The sequence below is a fragment of the Spirosoma endbachense genome, assembly GCF_010233585.1.
Classification (GTDB): domain Bacteria; phylum Bacteroidota; class Bacteroidia; order Cytophagales; family Spirosomataceae; genus Spirosoma; species Spirosoma endbachense.
This window is the reverse complement of sequence record NZ_CP045997.1, coordinates 9,199,814-9,217,722: the sequence shown is the minus strand read 5'-3', so window position 1 is coordinate 9,217,722 and position 17,909 is coordinate 9,199,814. Positions and strand designations below refer to the sequence as shown.

At 45.8% G+C, this 17,909-nt stretch carries 16 protein-coding genes and 3 pseudogenes; 10 read left to right on the top strand and 9 right to left on the bottom strand.

Translation table 11 applies throughout. The annotated features are described in order from the left end of the window. Nucleotides 1-50: 50 nt before the first annotated feature. From GJR95_RS37070 to GJR95_RS37060, 3 genes are all read left to right on the top strand, one after another. Complete coding sequence (locus GJR95_RS37070; protein WP_162390662.1) at nt 51-1,637, top strand: arylsulfatase; 1,587 nt, start codon at nt 51-53, stop codon at nt 1,635-1,637. A 192-nt stretch (nt 1,638-1,829) separates the two neighbouring features. Further along, nucleotides 1,830-2,243 carry an antitoxin Xre-like helix-turn-helix domain-containing protein gene (locus GJR95_RS37065; protein WP_162390661.1) on the top strand — a complete coding sequence of 138 codons (414 nt, stop codon included), beginning with the start codon at nt 1,830-1,832 and terminating at the stop codon, nt 2,241-2,243. Nucleotides 2,244-2,253: 10 nt separating this feature from the next. Beyond that, nucleotides 2,254-2,724 carry an RES family NAD+ phosphorylase gene (locus tag GJR95_RS37060; RefSeq protein WP_162390660.1) on the top strand — a complete coding sequence of 157 codons (471 nt, stop codon included), beginning with the start codon at nt 2,254-2,256 and terminating at the stop codon, nt 2,722-2,724. A 291-nt stretch (nt 2,725-3,015) separates the two neighbouring features. Here GJR95_RS37060 and GJR95_RS42910 read toward each other — a convergent pair. Both GJR95_RS42910 and GJR95_RS42995 read right to left on the bottom strand, forming a co-directional pair. Next, nucleotides 3,016-3,276 (bottom strand): annotated as a pseudogene (locus GJR95_RS42910) (transposase); the annotation flags it as partial. A gap of 479 nt (nt 3,277-3,755) precedes the next feature. Then, a pseudogene (locus tag GJR95_RS42995) lies at nt 3,756-3,887 on the bottom strand (SDR family NAD(P)-dependent oxidoreductase); the annotation flags it as partial. Nucleotides 3,888-4,015: 128 nt separating this feature from the next. On the opposite strand from GJR95_RS42995, the gene GJR95_RS37045 reads away from it, so the two are divergent. The 4 genes from GJR95_RS37045 to GJR95_RS37030 all read left to right on the top strand — a co-directional run bounded on the left by GJR95_RS37045 (nt 4,016) and on the right by GJR95_RS37030 (nt 6,383). Further along, on the top strand, nt 4,016-4,375 hold the full coding sequence (locus tag GJR95_RS37045; protein WP_162390657.1) for a winged helix-turn-helix transcriptional regulator: 360 nt from the start codon (nt 4,016-4,018) through the stop codon (nt 4,373-4,375). Between the two features lie 346 nt (nt 4,376-4,721). Beyond that, a complete protein-coding gene (locus GJR95_RS37040) occupies nt 4,722-4,973 on the top strand; it encodes a type II toxin-antitoxin system HicA family toxin (RefSeq protein WP_162390656.1) in 252 nt (83 codons plus the stop codon). A gap of 9 nt (nt 4,974-4,982) precedes the next feature. Then, on the top strand, nt 4,983-5,408 hold the full coding sequence (locus GJR95_RS37035) for a hypothetical protein (RefSeq protein ID WP_162390655.1): 426 nt from the start codon (nt 4,983-4,985) through the stop codon (nt 5,406-5,408). A 366-nt stretch (nt 5,409-5,774) separates the two neighbouring features. Then, a complete protein-coding gene (locus GJR95_RS37030) occupies nt 5,775-6,383 on the top strand; it encodes an ABC transporter permease (protein ID WP_162390654.1) in 609 nt (202 codons plus the stop codon). A gap of 2 nt (nt 6,384-6,385) precedes the next feature. Here the strand turns inward: GJR95_RS37030 and GJR95_RS42625 are convergent. The 4 genes and pseudogenes from GJR95_RS42625 to GJR95_RS37015 all read right to left on the bottom strand — a co-directional run. Next, nucleotides 6,386-6,502, bottom strand: a pseudogene (locus tag GJR95_RS42625) (IS701 family transposase); the annotation flags it as partial. A gap of 382 nt (nt 6,503-6,884) precedes the next feature. After that, nucleotides 6,885-7,673: a carboxylesterase family protein gene (locus GJR95_RS37025; RefSeq protein ID WP_162390653.1), complete on the bottom strand. Its 789-nt coding sequence runs from the start codon at nt 7,671-7,673 to the stop codon at nt 6,885-6,887. A 248-nt stretch (nt 7,674-7,921) separates the two neighbouring features. Next, nucleotides 7,922-9,160: a glucose/galactose MFS transporter gene (gene gluP / locus GJR95_RS37020; RefSeq protein WP_162390652.1), complete on the bottom strand. Its 1,239-nt coding sequence runs from the start codon at nt 9,158-9,160 to the stop codon at nt 7,922-7,924. Nucleotides 9,161-9,399: 239 nt separating this feature from the next. After that, nucleotides 9,400-9,876, bottom strand: coding sequence for a hypothetical protein (locus GJR95_RS37015; protein ID WP_162390651.1), 477 nt, complete (start codon nt 9,874-9,876; stop codon nt 9,400-9,402). 833 nt (nt 9,877-10,709) lie between these two features. Here GJR95_RS37015 and GJR95_RS37010 point away from each other — a divergent pair. Beyond that, nucleotides 10,710-11,048, top strand: a complete 339-nt coding sequence (locus GJR95_RS37010) for an HK97 family phage prohead protease (protein WP_162390650.1) — start codon at nt 10,710-10,712, stop codon at nt 11,046-11,048. An 84-nt stretch (nt 11,049-11,132) separates the two neighbouring features. Beyond that, nucleotides 11,133-12,212: an LGFP repeat-containing protein gene (locus tag GJR95_RS37005; RefSeq protein ID WP_162390649.1), complete on the top strand. Its 1,080-nt coding sequence runs from the start codon at nt 11,133-11,135 to the stop codon at nt 12,210-12,212. Nucleotides 12,213-13,138: 926 nt separating this feature from the next. Here the strand turns inward: GJR95_RS37005 and GJR95_RS37000 are convergent. The 3 genes from GJR95_RS37000 to GJR95_RS36990 all read right to left on the bottom strand — a co-directional run bounded on the left by GJR95_RS37000 (nt 13,139) and on the right by GJR95_RS36990 (nt 16,702). Continuing rightward, nucleotides 13,139-13,705 carry a plasmid pRiA4b ORF-3 family protein gene (locus tag GJR95_RS37000; protein ID WP_162390648.1) on the bottom strand — a complete coding sequence of 189 codons (567 nt, stop codon included), beginning with the start codon at nt 13,703-13,705 and terminating at the stop codon, nt 13,139-13,141. A 106-nt stretch (nt 13,706-13,811) separates the two neighbouring features. Continuing rightward, nucleotides 13,812-15,140, bottom strand: a complete 1,329-nt coding sequence (locus GJR95_RS36995) for an ATP-binding protein (RefSeq protein WP_162390647.1) — start codon at nt 15,138-15,140, stop codon at nt 13,812-13,814. Between the two features lie 323 nt (nt 15,141-15,463). Then, a complete protein-coding gene (locus GJR95_RS36990; protein WP_162390646.1) occupies nt 15,464-16,702 on the bottom strand; it encodes a hypothetical protein in 1,239 nt (412 codons plus the stop codon). A 243-nt stretch (nt 16,703-16,945) separates the two neighbouring features. Here GJR95_RS36990 and GJR95_RS36985 point away from each other — a divergent pair, with 243 nt between their 5' ends. Further along, complete coding sequence (locus tag GJR95_RS36985) at nt 16,946-17,851, top strand: alpha/beta hydrolase (protein WP_162390645.1); 906 nt, start codon at nt 16,946-16,948, stop codon at nt 17,849-17,851. Nucleotides 17,852-17,909 lie beyond the last annotated feature (58 nt).

Here is a 17,909-nt window from a genome sequence, read left to right as displayed (position 1 = left end):
CAGGTTATAAAGTGCCCCCATTTTAAAAGCCCTTATATTCCCTCACCAAAATGGCAATCAAACTCTTCATTTCGTTTCTGGCCTTATCGCTGCTGTGCTCTCCTACGTTACAATTACCAGAGAAAAAGCCCAATATCATCCTGATTCTGGCCGACGATATGGGCTATTCTGACATTGGCTGCTATGGCTCTGAGATTAAGACGCCAAACCTGGATGATCTGGCCAAAAACGGGCTTCGTATGCCGCAGTTCTATAATGCGTCACGTTGTTGTCCCACCCGGGCGTCACTGTTGACGGGCCTGTTCCAACACCAGGCAGGGGTGGGCGATATGGTGAATACTCGCCCGCAACCGGCTTATCAAGGTTATCTGAATCAGCATTGTGTGACCCTGGCTGAAGCACTGAAGGAAAGTGGCTATAAAACTTACATGGCGGGCAAATGGCATGTGGGTACCAAGCCCGAACACTGGCCTACAAAACGAGGCTTTGATCGCTATTTTGGGTTGATTGACGGGGCGGGTAGTTACTTTGACAATTCGTCGTACCGCCCGAATCAAAAGCTCACCATCGCGCTGGACGATCAGGAGTATACACCCGAAAAAGGGTATTATGCAACGAATGCGTATACGGATCATGCCCTTGACTTCATTGAGCAAAACCCTAAAGACAAACCGTTTTTTCTTTACCTGGCTTTTACCGCTCCCCACTGGCCATTGCATGCCTTACCGGAAGATATTGCCAACTATAAAACAGCGTATCGAAAAGGCTGGGATCAGCTTCGGGAAGAGCGATTTGAGCGCATGAAAACAATGGGCATTCTGGCTAAAGACACCCGGCTTTCACCACGTGATAACAAGATACCAGCCTGGGACTCATTAACTGAAGAACAAAAACAGAGCTGGGAGGACAAGATGGCCGTTTATGCAGCCATGATTGACCGAATGGATCAGAACATCGGTCGAATCCGGCAAAAATTAAAGGCTTCGGGGCAGGACCAAAATACGGTAATTCTGTTTCTTTCGGATAACGGAGCCAGCCATGAGAACATTACAACCGATGGGTTTTTGCCGCAGATTTACGAAAGCAGCAAGAAACCGGCCAGTGATCCTTCTTCCTTTACCGCCTATGGCATGCGAGGGGCTAATTTAAGTAACACGCCCTTTCGGCTATACAAACACTGGGAGTTTGAAGGCGGCACAGCTACACCGTTTATTGCGTACGGGCCATCTATTGTGCAACCAGGTAAAGTTGACCCGCGACCAGGTCATATTACAGATATAATGGTGACGTGTCTTGATCTGGCGGGTGGAACCTACCCAAAAGTCTACAAAGGAAACGATATTACCCCTACAGAAGGCATAAGCCTTGTCCCTGTGTTTCGGGGAAAATCCTGGAAAGGGCATGAAGCGCTCTTTTTTGAGCACGAAGGTAATCGGGCTGTCCGTCAGGGGGACTGGAAACTCGTTTCGGACTATCCGTCTAATCAATGGCAACTCTACAATTTGAAAACGGACCGAACTGAATTACAGGACATGGCTGGGAAAGAGCCCAAACGGGTTAAAGAAATGGAGGCCCTCTATACCTCCTGGTCCAAACGGGCTGGGGTCATACCATATGGAGAATTAACTAAAAAGTAGTTCAGTTATACGTCCGATTCGGAATAAGTCAGAAAATATCCTGTAGCCTTATAAGCTAGCTAAATTGATGATTGACAATAAATCTGGAAAGTTCCTATTAACGGCATAAGCATGACCCTAGGCAATAGGTGAGGAAACTACTTGTTATGATGACTTGTTTCACTTACGTTTGTGACTTAATTCATCTTTCGCATGGCAACTCCAGTTCACCAAGCTCTAAGCTCTAGTCGTTCTTCGCCCTTTGGTGTGATTAATTCTTCCCGTCAGGGAGTCCTGCGCTCTCAAGTTGATGAGGTGGCTGCCCTAGTCGGATTAACCGATCGGGAAATGGCCTATGCTCTTAATATGACACCCCGTAATTTACACCGACTTAAGGATGAGCAACGCTTTAGCGTAGATGCCTCCGAGCGCCTGCTTTTACTGAAGAATCTATTAATACATGCCCTGGATACATTTGAGGGACGCAAAGTAACCGTTTTGCAATGGCTACGAACACCCATTCGGGAATTGGCTAGCCAAGCCCCTCTTCAATTACTCGACACGGTGACAGGCTTTGGTTTAGCCGATGATGTGTTGGGTCGCTTAGATTACGGTTTGCCAGCCTGATTAAGCCCTTATGAGCCTTCTTTATCGCATCATCCGGGACAAATATCGGCAGGAACCCCTATCGGCGGTGGGGAGTCGGTTATTCGGTGGCCGCTGGAATCCCAAAGGTGTCGGTGTGTTGTACGCTACATCAACACCTGAGTTGGGCTTAGTCGAAACCCTAGCCCACGCTCCAGCAGTTCGCTATGAGGACTTACCTACTTATTGGGTGTTTTCTTTAGAAGTGCCCGATGACATCCACTATTATAAGCGGAATGAATTACCTGATTATTGGCAAGACGAAACCTACGAGCGAACCCAAACTTGGTTGAAAGACTGGTTAGCAGTACCCGACCAGTTAGGGGTTGCTGTACCCTCTGTATTAGTACCCCTATCTTATAATGTGCTTTTGCACCCGGCACACCGTTTATTTGAAAAGATTCAAATTGTCAGCCAAGAAATTCAGCCTGTTGACCGACGGCTTTGGCGCTTACCAACTTAGCGTTGCTTGCTCGTTCTCTTGTTTCCCTCTACCCAATCACCGTTCAGTTAAACGTCCGTGACTGTTGCACAACCCTTTTGGGATGAGATAGCCCTTGAAGTAACCCATCCAATAAAGGCAAAAAAAGAGTCCTCTGGCTGCAAAGCCAACACTTGAGTAACCACTTTAGGCCAGCGCTTTGCCAACAGCCACTTCTTGAGGTTGTAGGCTGTTGCCGCCATTACCATCCGCTTGTGAGCACTCGTTTTACCTTTGCCTGGCGCCCGACGCATCCCAAAGTAGTTCAGTAAACTACCAACCGCGACGGCGGACCGTTACAGGCTCAACCACCGCACTCCGTCGCCTTTTCAGCCGCTTCCCTTTCGCACTCGTCAAGCGAGCTTCCATCCGCTCATACTCCCGAATATACATGGTCACACTGAGTGATTTACGATCTCGTTTGCCACAACAACTTTCCTTGATGGGACAATTTTGACAGGCACTCAAGTTGGCAATGTAGTGATAGTTACCATACCCACCGGCCATCTTAAGGCCGTGATTGCGTAAAATGGCTCCGTGATTGCAGCGGTATTATCCTTCTCAGGTTCATACGTAAAGGGCTCACGGACGGGAATGTAACGCCCAAACAAAGGGATATAGACCTCACTATGTCGATTCTCTAAGGCGGCATAGTTTTCGCCTGAGCTAAAGCCGCGACGGCGGCCCGGCCGCATCGGCTAGCACACACTGAAGTGATAAGTTCAAACTTGACAAACGAGCGCGGGTTCGGTCGACTATGTTTACCAAATGGCGTGAATCTTTTTGGTCAGCCGAGTCGGCCTGAATGTGCGTAATCACCTGGTGGTCGGACCGATTTCTATGATCTAAACAAGCGCGGGCGTATACTTTTTGTCATAATTTCGGTCTTCCCGAACGCAGGCAAAAACGCGTAGAACTAACTTGTTGCGGACGTTATTGAGCACCGCCCGGCGGCCCGGTTTGCTTAAATCGGCAGCCATGAAATGGACACCATTCGTTTCGTCTTCCGGCTTGTTTCTTGCCGTAATGATCACCGTTGCCCCCGCTTTCAACAGGCGGTCAGCGATCGCTTTACCCGCACCTTTACTGCCGCCTGTTACCAGTGCGATTTTGCCCACCAGTTCGTTTTCAAATGTAAAGACCATAACCTAGTTGATTTGTTTAGGCCAAATTTGGGGTGTATGGCCGGGGCTGACAAGTACGGACTTACGAATCAAATAGGGATAAATTTATCCCTATTGACCTGCCCAAGGCGTATAGCTACCTTTGTGGTATGTACGAACGAAAGATCTTACCAGAGCTGAACTGCGGGCTTGACCTGATCGGCGAAGTACTGTACGGAAAATGGAAGATGCGGCTTTTGTGGTTTATCAACGAAGGATTTCAACGGCCCAGCGAGCTGCAGCGAAAAATTCCGGGTGCTTCCCGACGCGTGCTGAATGTACAGTTGAAGGAACTGGAAAGCCACGAGTTGGTTGGGAAAGTAATATACCCGGTTGTGCCGCCCAAGGTTGAATATCATCTTACCGATTTCGGCAAATCACTCATCCCTGTTATTGGCGCCATCGGGCAGTGGGGCGATCAGCATGATGGGCGGTTGCGGATGCTCATTCTAAAGAACATCCTACCTTAATCACGATGATGGCTATCCTGGCTAGTTTCTAATGCCTTCCAAACTCCAAGCCGCCGGGAATTGCCCCGCAACGGCTTCTGATCTAATTTGTTTAGTCCAGCAAAGACTAGGGGATTTCTCCGCCGTCACATAAAACCCGAATGAATTCATGAAGCTTGCATCGTCTCATTTGGGAGCATTTTATGAGATTGAAGTTCATCCTCCCTCTGCCCTCGTAGTTAAATCTCTGCAATACCCATTCGGAATGCCAATTGGTTGCCGACAAAATTAGGTAATAAAAAAATTACCCAAACCGATTTGTAGGGTAATAAAAATATTACCTTTGTCGCGTAAACATTTCGTCGATATGAAAACATCAATGCTGATTATAATGCTGGAAAAGGCCGGATGGCAACAGATTAGACAAGTTGAAGGTGATTTCCTTTTCAGCCACTCTAGCCATAGTAAGCTAATATCTATTCCCAACTTAGGAGAACAGCCGCTCAAAGTCGAACTGCTCAATGACATTTTTCAAACGGCAGGTCTTAAAGCGAGGGTTCATAAAGTCGCCTTCAATCCAAGAACTATATGGAATGCCTGGCAACGTCTTTTTAGCTAAATGGTGGGTATGAATAGCGTAGCACAAAAAATTTGCTTACCTGTCCGAATCGAATGGGGCCATAAGGAATTTGTAGCACAACTTAAATCCGATAGCTTTTTATTTACAACCCAATCGGACTCCGTACCAACTATTTTGGTTAAGCTAAAAAACTTGCTTGCGGATTATTTAGCGCATGAAGGCAAACAAGCATCGCCTTGGCAAGACCGCCAAGTTGACGATTTCGAATTTCAATGTGAGTATAATTTAGCGGCCTTCTTCGAGCTTTACCAAGAGCTGAAAATATCGGCAATCGCTGCAAGAGCTGGTATCAATCCCAACCTTTTGCAACAATATGTGTCAGGCAATAAACGGGCGTCCCAAGCCCAAGCCAATAAAATTCAAACAGCGATTCATGACTTAGCCAGTGAGCTACAACAGATATCTGTGTTCTAAAGACTTTTGGAATAGGACCTTGTCTCGCCGAACGCCCATTTCTTGAAGCAGAGTCATGAAGATTCAACCGTCTCGAATAGGAGGGTTTCCTGCGACAGTTCCAGCACTACGATCGTGAGCCTTGTGACAAGTGCGAAATTTAGAGAACAGGGAAGGCTGCTCTAAATCGGACATAGGATGTCCATAATCGGACACATGATAGGTGAATTTCTATATAAATAGGCTGAATTTCAGCCATTTATAGTATATGGCAAACTGTTTGTACTTACCAAGTTTGCCCTATACTATAAGGGCGCTTAAACCTGGGTAGCTTGAACGTTTTTTGGTAAGGATCCCCCATCTATCTCGCTCATAAACGCTCTTTTTATGCTTGGAAATTATCTAACCGTAGCGATCAGGAATATCCTTAAATACAAAGTGTTTTCACTGATCAATGTTTTAGGCCTGGCATTAGCCCTGTCTGTCGGCCTGTTAATCGTGTTGATGCTAGCCGACCAGAAGGAGTATGATCAATTTAACCAGCAGAAGGAGCGGATTTACCGCCTTCTTTCAGATGACGCCAACTCGCCCTTCCCCAATGCAACCTCACCGATTCCCCTGGCTGCGGAGTTGAAGAACCACTATCCCATTGTAGAACAGGCTACAAGGTTGGTGAGAGGGGTTGGAGGAGATGCCATCTATAATCGTAAAACCGCGGAGATTCGCGGTTTTTTTTCAGATCCTTCCTTTTTCGAGGTATTCAGTTTTGACTTGACGAAAGGCGATAAAAGGACGGCCCTTCATGAGCCGAATTCCATGATAATTACCGACAAGGTTGCTCAGACCTTATTTGGTTCTCAAAATCCAATCGGTAAAACAGTTCGCTATTTTGACCGGGGACTGCACTACCTGGGAGGCAACCGGAAAGAAGTGGCCCCAACCGAATGGGGCCACTATACAATCACGGGTGTGATTGCCAGTCAAAATTATAACTGATGTTACGCCAACTCCATTTGTGGATGTTGGCTGAGTTGATTTTTGAGGACGGCCAGTTCCGCAAAAGCCGCTTGCAGGGCTTTGAGGTATAACCGCCCTTTCAAGGCAAAATGATTGGTGGTTATCAACTTGTTAGGGCGAAAAAAGCCCAAAAATATGGTTGCTCAACTAGAAGACTTTGCCGACAAATTCCTAACATTGATTCAGTTCATGAATCAAGAACTGGTTTTATAAGAAAGCCCTGCAGGTCATTATTGATATTAGCTTTACAAGGTGTGTTGTCGGGCGACAGAGAGCACGCTTGTAGGTCAGGCGAACAGCCCAACCCAATGAGGGTGTAAAGGTTAAAGTGCGCCCCGTTTAAGAAATTCCCGTCGTCTCATGCTAGGCTCCCATTTGAGTTGATGGAGTTCTTTTTTAACTGCTTCCTAAATGGAGCTTTTTTTGAGAATAGTTTTAAGCCACTAATAGTTGGCTCAGGTGTAAGCCTATTACCGAACTTCATTTTTTAAATGAAAATAACCACGGCAGCAAATCTGGTTCGGCAAATACGTTGCCCGTAATATCATGTTTTAAGCCTGGATATTCTGTGTATTTCGCATTTTTTGCACCGCTTTGTTGTAACGCTTTTATCAGGCTCCTATCTGGCCAGGGATTAATAACGTCATCAATCGCACCGTGAAAAATCCACACCGGAACATGGGCTGCTCTTTTAGGATACAGCTCTACGTTAGCCTGCCCACATATAGGAAAAGCAGCCGCAAAATAACCGGGATAATGGATGATCAAATCGTAAGTGCCAAAGGCGCCAAGTGAAGTGCCGCCCAGATAAATTCTTTTTCTGTCTGCAATTTTATGTTCCGCTAAACTGTCCATTAAAAGTTTGACCATCCGTTCTGGTGTTGAAAGTGCCAGGGTGTTCATCTTATGGTTAAAGGCTGCTGTTGTATCGTAAGGCGGCCCCGGAGGAATTTTGAACCACATGCTGTCCGCAGGACATTGCGGCAAAACTACCAGAGCAGGAAATTTTTTCCGGACCGAATCATGTAAAAACAAACTACCGCCATCGATGAATTGACGTTCATTATCATTTCCTCTTGCGCCTGCCCCATGCAGGAAAACGACCAAAGGGTATGACTTTGCGGGGTCATAACTTTCAGGATGTAATATTCTGTAACGCAACGTGTCTTTACCTTGGATAAAAAGCGCTTTTTTATAGGCACTGAAATCCTGTGCATGGGAGAAATGAATACAAATCAATAACGTAAGTAGCGATATGAAATTTTTCATTTGAACTATTTAGAAATACGTTTACAAACGTAGTGAATGTGCCTAACAGGACTCAGTTAACGTTTTCCGCAAAGCTAGGGACTCCAAAGATTTTTCAAAATAAGCTTGACGACTGCCTTTCTACGGCATATGAGTGGCATATAATTATTGACCAGACTAATCGTTGTCGAAAAAGCAAGGTAGCTCAATTCGAGCCTATTTTGAGAATTTGTTAGTTCGGCTTTGATAGGCCAGCAGTCGTGAGGATTCTACCAGCTCGTCTTTTTGTAGCCCCAGATAGCGTAGTACAAAATAAAACCAAACAACGGTAGTAACAGCCCATACGCCAGTTTAGGGCTAACCACATCGGTTAAATAGCCATGCAGCAAGGGTAACAAGGCTCCACCCGATATACCCATGATCAACAGGGCTGAGCCCGTTTTGGTAAACCGGCCGAGCCGGTTCAACGCCAGCGGCCAGATAGCAGGCCAAATGGGAGCTAAGCCAAAACCCATCAACGCTACGCACAGCACAGAGCGAAAACCACTAGTGAGCAAAGTAGCTATGGTCAGTACTAGGCTGTAAAGGGCTCCGAAACGCAAAGCTGCCTGCTGTGAGATGAAACGAGGAATCAAAATGATACCTAGTAGATAGCCCCCTAATAGCCCATAAAGTGTGTAGGTGGTGAAATATTTGGCTTCGTCATTAGCAAACCCTAGTGCCCGACCATAATTGATAATAGTGTCCCCGGCGATGACTTCGGCACCGACATAACAAAACAGCGTGATGACGCCTAGCACCAGATTAGGAAATTGCCAAATACTGGTGTGTTCAGATCGGTCGGTTGTACCTGCTGTCACATCGGCCGATGGATCGTCCTGTTCTTCGGAAACTTCGGGCAAATTCGAAAAACGGATCAAACCAGCCAGCCCGACCAATAACCCCGTCAAAATTAGATAAGGCGACACGATCTTCTCCAATGAAGCCGCTCCAGTTACTGTACCAGCTCCCGTTAGCAGTAAGCCGCCAAAAATATATTGGCTGGCAATACCGGCCAGTTTATTGGCAATCCCCATAAAACTGATGCGTTGAGCTGCGCTCTCCCGTGGGCCTAGAATAGTGGCGTATGGATTGGCGGCTGTTTGGAGCACGGTCATACCGATACCCGTTACGAACAGACCGATTAAAAAGAGTGGGTAAGAGACCACTCGAACGGCGGGTACAAACGTTACTGTTCCCGTGGCCATCACTAGTAAACCCAGTGACATTCCCTTCTTGAAGCCAGTCCGCTTTAACACGATGGATGCTGGAACAGCCATCACTGTATAAGAGATCAAAAAGGCAAAGGCGACTAAATTAGACGCTACCGTGCTTAGATTGAATACCTGTTTAAAAAAGGCAATTAGCACGCTGTTGACCCAAGTGAGAAAGCCAAATACGGAAAACAAGATGCCAATGACGAGTAGTGGAGCGAAGTAATTCTGCGTTTTTGGGGGCTGGGAAACCATACGTTGGGGTAGTGAGTAAAATTAGCGCGTAAGGAGAGATCTATACGCACGGGCTAAAAGAGGGTAAGATGCTACATTAAACGTTGGTTCTCAATAGATCGGTAGGTATTTTTTGCAACGAATATATACTAGTAAGGCATGACTCAACCGCTAGGGGCTACTACTCTCTGCAAATATTCTATCGAGTGGGGCCATCAAAAGCAATTTGGTCTCCTCAATCCATGTCGTGAAAAACGCCCTTATTGTTTTCGGTAATAGATGCGAACGGTATCATAGTCCGGATTGAGATAGACCAGCGGAGCACTGGTTTGCATCGTCGTCGCCTTTTGAGTCGCCTCAAAAAAGAATTTGATATAGTAGCGATGGAGCTGGGTACTATCCAGATAACTGGTCAGCATCGTCTTTGATCGAAGATCAATGACATTGGTGAGGTTGGTCGATTGATCGGGATTCAAGCGACAGTTTACCTGTTGATCTTGATAAAAGGTCAGCGTGTCCGCGTCGAAACGACTAGTCCTTAAGGTTTGCGTATGCCCGGTTAACTGTGGTGTTAGGGTACGGGTAGGTGTTACGGTTTTGACCCATTGCCAGCTACCGATTCGATTTTGTCGAAATAAAACGAAGGCCTGATCGGAAGCCAGGTCGGGTCTGGGGCAACTGGTTAACAGCATCAGAGTCAACAAGAAACCGCTCAAATACAGTGTCCGCCTTAGCATCGTTGTTTACTGTTTTTATTGTTGAGCCTTTTTATCACTGATCAGTTGGGTTGATTCGGTTGCCCACTCACGTTTAGGTATAGAAGCACCGAAGCAACCTGATATAATGTAAGTGAGGATTTTACGCCGGGCGGCCGGAGTGTTAAGAAACGGCAAAACGACCGATACTCACCTTCTAGCGATCGATTTGCTAACTAGTGTTCCTTAACCGGTATAGGTCCATTGGGTCTTCTTTTACGTTGTCAACTCACCTTGGTCATTTCTCCCATTGAGTACCCGACCCTGTTTCATATATGCCTGACTTTGTGTCGTACAATTGTACTGTGTCCTTCGTGCGTGGCGTGCTCTACCGAGAGAAACCGGAACCGGAAATTAAAAGTAAAAACAACAACTTCTTGATCTATAATGTATTAACTAAAAATTGTGTGAAAAACAGCGTTCAAAACCGTTGCAAATCTGCTACGCCTTTTCACTGCTATAACATTGATTATCAATTCGATTGTACCTAAAAAGGCGAACAAATAAATAATTATTCATCTATTGGCTTTTTGAGCTATGATGAAGGGTATTTTTGAAAATGCCATTTAATTTTCTAGAATCTTCTTACATAGTTATCGTAACTAACAAAGCAGTGTTTGCGCCGACTAAACCTTGTTATTCAGCTCGTATCAGAAAAGAATGAAAGCTTTGGTGGATAGCTTCAGCGTATAAATTCTTAACGCAGGTTAATCTGGCTCAACTCACGTAATTTGCTGTATAGCGTTTGTATAGCAAGAAGTACAACGTTTGTTGCACAGGCATCAGCATAGTTATACGGATAACCTCACTCACCAATGGAATTAAAGCAACGGATTCTCACAGATCGCTCAAAAGGTATAACCCATGTTGACCTAGAAAAGGGCGTTATATGCGGCTATTTAGCGGCCTTTAATGAAGCCGATCCGGAGAGGTTTATGCTTTGTCCAGGTGCGTTTTTTAAGACAGTAGCAGCCAATGGGCCAACGGCTATAAAGCCTAGGATCACTCATGATCTGGGATTTAATAATACTGTTGTTCTTGGTAAACTAACTATACTGAGGGAGGATAACTATGGACTTTATTATGAGTCACAGGTGCTTAAAAACACAAGGGGGCTGGAGTTTTCTACCCACTATATAATCAACTGCTTATGAAGTAAAATAAGCACTATTTAAGTAGTTTCTGTTACTCTGTTCTCTGGCTTTAACGACTAACTCGCAAGTAAACAATCATGTTATATGATCCAGATCTATCTATCCAGCATCCGTTGTGTTAGTGATACTTCCGAGCTAACCCCTGATGAACCTTATGTACTTGTTACAGTCGTTAATCTGGCTGCCACACCAGTTCCAACTTTTGATGTAACTCTTTATGCTTTTGATGGTGTGAGCAGTCGGGAAACGCATTATTCCCAAGGCATTTCATCCTCTTTTTGGGGAATCAATGCTCGTCCTGCCCAATTGACTGATCCAAACAATGTCATCTTTTTGGTGACACTGATGGAGAATGATGATGGTAATCCGCAAGCGCTTAGAAGTATTGTGAAAGGCATCGTTGGATCATCAATCCTTGGATCGCTTAGTCTTGACCGGACTAATAAAGTTATGGCCCTACTTCGGGATGTCAATTCAGCTTCTGGAACGCCAACTGGGGGTCCCAATTATGATGATAAAATCGGACCCTCTCAAGAATTAGTCTTCTCAATGGAGGATCTAGCTCGTGCGGAACGGGGAGAACTCATCCAGAAGACGACTTGGAGCCGCGGTGATGGCGGCAGTTATACAATGACATTCGAAGCAGTAAACGAATTCGGTGTATTTGGGGCTATTCGTGACAAATGGGTAGCAGCAGGTCGGGTATCTGGACGGTTAGGTAAACCCGTCTCTGATGAAATTCCAACTTATGACGGAATCGGCCGGTACAGAAATTTTGTAGGTGGCATTATCTCCTGGCATCCTGAAACTGAAGCTCATATTGTCTGGGGGTCAATAGGCGCGCGCTGGCTTCAGATTGGGAGAGAAAAATTTGGTTACCCAATTAACGATGAATCTCCGACGTCGGACGGGCGTGGCCGATATAATCATTTCCGAGCTATTCACTTACCGAACAAACCAGAATCATCAATTCATTGGACACCTGAAACCGGAGCTCACGAAACCTATGGCGCTATCCGTGATAAATGGAGTTCGATGAATTGGGAACGAAGTCATCTCGGTTATCCCATTGAAGCAGAACACGATCATGCAGGTGGTCGACTACAAAGATTCCAGGGCGGATCGCTTTTTTGGACACCAGGTGGTGGTGTTGTTGTACAATGACACTTCAGTAGCCTTAATTGCTTACCAAATTTACTCAAGTGCTCAGTTCTAATGGTTTTGTCGATTACCGTAGGGCTTTTTTGTGAATTGTCGGGCATTAATGGGGAGATTATCATTACAATCTTCTCATAAATGCTTTATTGGAGTCGCCAATTGAGTTAGCCCCTTGGTTAGCAAACAGGCTTCTTATTTTGTTGTATAGCCTATTTTACAATTAGCTAAACCCCTGTTTAAACAAAATACAACCCAAGAGACGATTTTTGCACAAAGTGGCAAAACTACCTATACCCTGGGTGAGTATCGAAAAGAAATTACTGATTTATTCTTGGTCCGCCTAACTCGCGGCTTCGGTGCTGCTTGGGTAAATTCATCTGTATCTTTATCCATGCCTCTGTTTTTAGCTGCTTATGCAATTTTGGGTTGCGAGGTACAAACGTTCTCGATTTACCTGGACTTTAGCTCCCAATACTTTGCGTCTGAGGTGTCAGGAACTGAGGTATAAACCGACTTATTCATTGCGGTAATCATTTATATAAATATATACGCAATTTAGCATATACCTTTCAATTGAAACAGGAATGGGTAGTTTTGCCGTTTCGTACAAAATCCGTCGCTTAATGTGATGATCTCAACAGCGCGGACGTATAAGCGGAGAGTTATTCCTGTGATAATCTTTGAATCCATTCTTTAAATGGGTTCCCGTTGCAACCGGGCAGGAATTATTGCCGGGCCGTCGGGCGGTTGCAAACCTCGGCCGTGGACGGTGAGATTTATAGTTTGTAGCTACTATTTTCTTTTCTCACTTTGGGGAGCTTTTTGTGAGACGCTTATTTTTTGGGCAATTAAGTCAATGCTAACCCGTTGCATATGGCATTGGTTAACTGCCCAATTGGTAATCTTGACTATACCCGCCTTAATTGGTTAACTTATGATGAGTGAAAAAAAACTGTTAACTGCTGGTTCACCTCTTGTAAGTCGAACGCCTTAGCATCATAGTCCCCGCCGAGCCATTCCAGCATTTCCTGCCGCTCGGGGTGTCCTTCGTCATTCACAATGCGTAGCAGCTCGTAGAAACCGGGAATCCCACCACAGTCTTCGGGTGGACAGTTTAGCTTGCCACCTGTACACATAGGATACCGTATAGCAGCATCAACAGGAAGCCATTTCTCCACGACAAGGGTATGCTCCCAACTATCCCCGAAATCATAGGTATAGTCAACCCTTTGAGTACCATTTGTCAGCACGCTTTCCAGGGTAACCGTTGTTTCGTCGATCAACTTTTCGCCGTAATCCATGTCAAACTCATCTAGTGGCTGACCAATCCGTACTCCATCTGCGGTAAACTCGTGCCGATGCGAGTTGGTCCAGCCCATGGCGATTTGGATGACCTCATGCAGTGCTTCAAACGTACCAGTCTTTTCCACCAGTATGCGTCGCCAGATGAGTGGTTTGGTGCCGCGCAGGCTGATTTTAACTTGAATGATGTTATCCATTAGATAAGCCTACAAATAAAACAGGGCCATATTCAATACATTGAATAGTTTGATGAACGTAATTGTGCAATTAATGTGCAATTGCTGTGCAATTTGTGCAATTACCCTACTGTCTTATTACATAGTAAGAGCCTGCCCCTTTGGTGCCCTGGTGCTTGAGCCAATTCTGTTGAACCAGTCCTTTCAAGTCAGCACTAGCCGTGTTGCGCGAACAATCATTGAGCCGCTGATAGTCAGCGTTCGTGATCCGTCCCTGCTGCTTGGCATAAAGAACACCTTTCATCTGTCGCTCATTCAACCCGGCTTGTCGTAACAACACTTCCTGATAGCGATCGGCAAAGAAGGTTACCCAGAATCCACCTTGTTTGTCTTCAAACAAAGGGTCCGGCAGCCCCCACGCCCGACATTCAGCAATCATCTTCAATGTACCACGACCCCAGGTTTCCACCAGACCGCCCCGAAACATGGCCATTGCCAGAGTAGGGTTACGACGACGAGAGGAATGAGGCTGTTGCAGATCATCCAGAGTTAAGCCCTCAATTAACGAGCCGTCGTTGAAGAACACCAGCCGGTCATCATACACCCACACAAAGATAGGACCGCCAAAGTAGTCCTTGTGCATGATGGCGTTGAGCAAGGCCTCGCGAATGGCATCGGGTGGGTATGGCAACCGCTCTTGGCGATATAAGCCCTGATAAGAGACCAGGCCAGGTAGGTACTTACTATCCAGCAGTTGTAGGGTGCGTTCGGCCAGCCGGAACCCATCGCCACTCAACTCATCCTGAAACTTCAGATCGGTGGCATCTTGGCCAAAGCGGCCGATCTTGATGTGAGCCCCTAAGATAAAGCGCATCGGGTGTTTGCCAAATAAGATTAATGCCGCTCGCTTCAATCCCCCTTCGCCGTCGGTTAGATTGAGATTGTCCAGGAAGGTTGACAAACCGATCTGTAGGGGTTCATGTTGATCCAGCCGCTGTCGTTCCATAACCCGTTGCCCAAAGGCTTGTATAGCTTCGGGATCAAGATCTTCCAATCTCACATTGGGTTCGACGACATCATCAAAAGTCTTACCCAAGCGTTTGAGCAAAAACTGCTGCAAGGCGTTACCTTTGAGCACCTGCTTCGTACTACCGCTTCGTAGGTGATACTCCCCGTGATAGGCGACGGGCATCTCATAAGGCTGGGTAACGATCTCGATATAAGCCTGTCCTGCTTGCTCGCGCAGGTTTACGTCGGCGATGATGCCCAGTGCATTCTGAATCTTGTTAGGGAGATCTTCCAGCAGCCGTTTGGCATTATCAAGGCCAACAACCTGCCCTTTGTCATTGACACCAATCAACAACGTGCCGCCCTGCGCATTGGCAAAACCGGCGATCCATTTGAGGTATTCGTCACGCCAGCTTTCTTTGTATTCAATGAATTGGTTTTCAGCCATAGTAAAGTGTAAAGATACACTTTATATGAGCATTGAGGAAAAGTACATTACCAGCTATACGGGCTAATTTAGCGTAACTTACTGAGAGCAAATGTCGAAGCGAGACGCCAGCGCAAATGGAAGCCATTACCGAAGCGAGTATCTCTATCTATGCCCAGTTTATAAAGCAGATACATGAATACTTCTTCGTCTCAAGTGGGAGGGATTTGTGAGAATTTATAAAATCAAGGGTAAAGTACAGTCTAAAGAATCGTGAAGGTGCCTAATGAGCGGCTTACAAGGGTGTTGTTACGCCAGCTAGTAAAGGAATTTACTATCCTCTATCATGGACGGGTAAGCAAAACACCTTCCTTGGGTTCTCGCAATAGAATACTCTTTTCGTTAATCAACGCTTTCAGCGGCTCATTGGCTAAGGTATCCAACAATCGATACCGCAATTGATAGGTCTTTACTCGATTCGCAGTATGAATCCATTTCATGATCTTACAGTGACAGTTCGCGTTTTCAGCTGTATTGGTAACTTCTTCAAGCGAGCCACCTTTTCCCTGTTTTATAAATACATTCCGAATCCCAATCATCTCGTTGGCATCACCTGTATCGAAACTCCAGGTGGTGGCAATGCTGGTCAGATATTTCTTGCCTTTATCCAGCCGTAGGAGTGCATGAATGGGCGACTCTACTTTGCCCGTTGTATTCTTGATCCGCGAGTAAATCGAGACCAAACCCGGTGATTCAAACTGCATATAGCCAACATGATCAATATTGGCTCCATGCCGATAATACAGGAAATAGCCATCCTTGTACGTTATTTCTACCAAGTTATTGGCTACCTGATGATACCGATTCGGATCGTTGATTCTAGCCTGAGGTGCCCCCGTATAATACAACCAGATACCCGACAAACTGTCAATCTCTGCCTGCGTTGGCTGATAAGGAAGAAGGTTTAGGTCGTGCCGTACCGTTGCCCACTCGTTTCGTTCCGTCACCCAACGTGCGCTAACAAAGACCAGTAGTACCACACAAAGAAGCAGACTACTCAGCCAAACTATAGTCTTTTTTCGGCTTGAATTTTTTAGTCGACGACTCAATAATTCGTTTTCCTGCTGACAGTCTGCCAATTGCTGCTGAAGCGCTTTCTGCTCATCGAGCCGGACTCTAACTGACGCATCTACCCCCTCAATGAGGTTATCATCCATTGGATGTTGCTCAAAACCTTGACGACCAACGCCGTACAGATAGATATAGCAGGCATCAAGCAGAAACGGACGGGGATTGGCCACGAGCCCGTTATACGCATCTTTTACCTGAACGCCCGTAATGTCATACTTTCGATGCGGATAGTCTACCTGTCTGGGGTTCGGATCAGGGGAGTAAGGTACGTGTTTTAATGTTTGAGCTGTATTGGGCAACTCGTGACTGATGGAGCTGAGCTGTTTCGCGATGTCTTCGTAGTTTTTGGGGCTGGTATTCCGTATAATTTGTTGACCCGTTGCCAGTTGGTACGCGTCAATGACTTTTTCGAGTAAATAACTGATCTCCTCTTTCCCCGTCTTAATTTTCATTTAACTGTCTATTCGCTAGGCGTTTATAAAATTTAATTAAGGCTTACTAAATTTTCCTAAAAATACGAGTCATTTAGTAAGCTCGGAAGGTACTTATAATCAGGCTTGGCAAGAAGATTCAACACGAAGCAATTCTATATTTGCCAGAGTCATCGTTTTGTCCAAGTGAATATCGATAAATCAACAGAAAATAACCCTTACCATCAACCTTGTCAGTCTATCAGCTGGCAACTCACTATTGCCATGCACGTTTTGAAACCGCTTAAAACTCTATTCCCCAAAATTGTCTTTCTGGTTAGTTTTCTGCTAACCTCAGCTCTTTATGCTGCCAAAGTAGATTCACTGGACATACCCAGCGCGGTTATGAAGAAAGCGATGCGGGCCGTTGTTGTTTTGCCCAATTCGTATCAGTCAACCGATAAAAGTAAAACGACTTACCCGGTACTGTATTTACTCCACGGTGGCTATGGCCATTTTAATGACTGGATCACCAAAACACCCGACAAAACGCTGCTGCACCGCCTTGCCGACCAATACAACATCCTGATCGTATTACCGGAAGGAGAGATTTTTAGTTATTATCTGGACAGTCCCGTCATAAAAGACAGCCAGTTTGAGACCTACCTAACCAAAGAAGTTATTGACAAAATCGACAACTCCTACCGAACTATTCGGTCAAGCAAAGGTCGGGTAATTACGGGCCTTTCGATGGGCGGCTACGGGTCGTTGTATCTGGCTACGCGCCATCCCGAGCTATACTGTGCGGCTGGCAGTATGAGTGGTGCCCTCAACGTAGACATGAATGCCTGGAAACTGCCACCCGATGCGGCTAAGGGTATTCGAGCGGAATTTGAAAAGATCTTAGGACCTTTTTCTCAGTCACCAGACGGCTGGGCGTCTTATTCAGTGGTAGGCATGGCCGACAGAATGAAGACCAATGGGCTAAAACTAGTCTTTGATTGTGGCGTTGATGATTTTCTGATCGAGCCCAACCGGGAATTGCACCGTCGGCTGGTATTTAATAATACGCCACACGATTATGGCGAACGGCCCGGTGGGCATAGCTGGGAGTACTGGCAAAACTCGCTTCCTTATCAGGTACTATTTTTCAGTAAGGTCCTGATCGAGAATGGCGTCATGATTCGCTAAGGCAAAACGCTTACCTGTGCTTCCAATCTTTATAAACCGAATTACCAACCTATTGTCT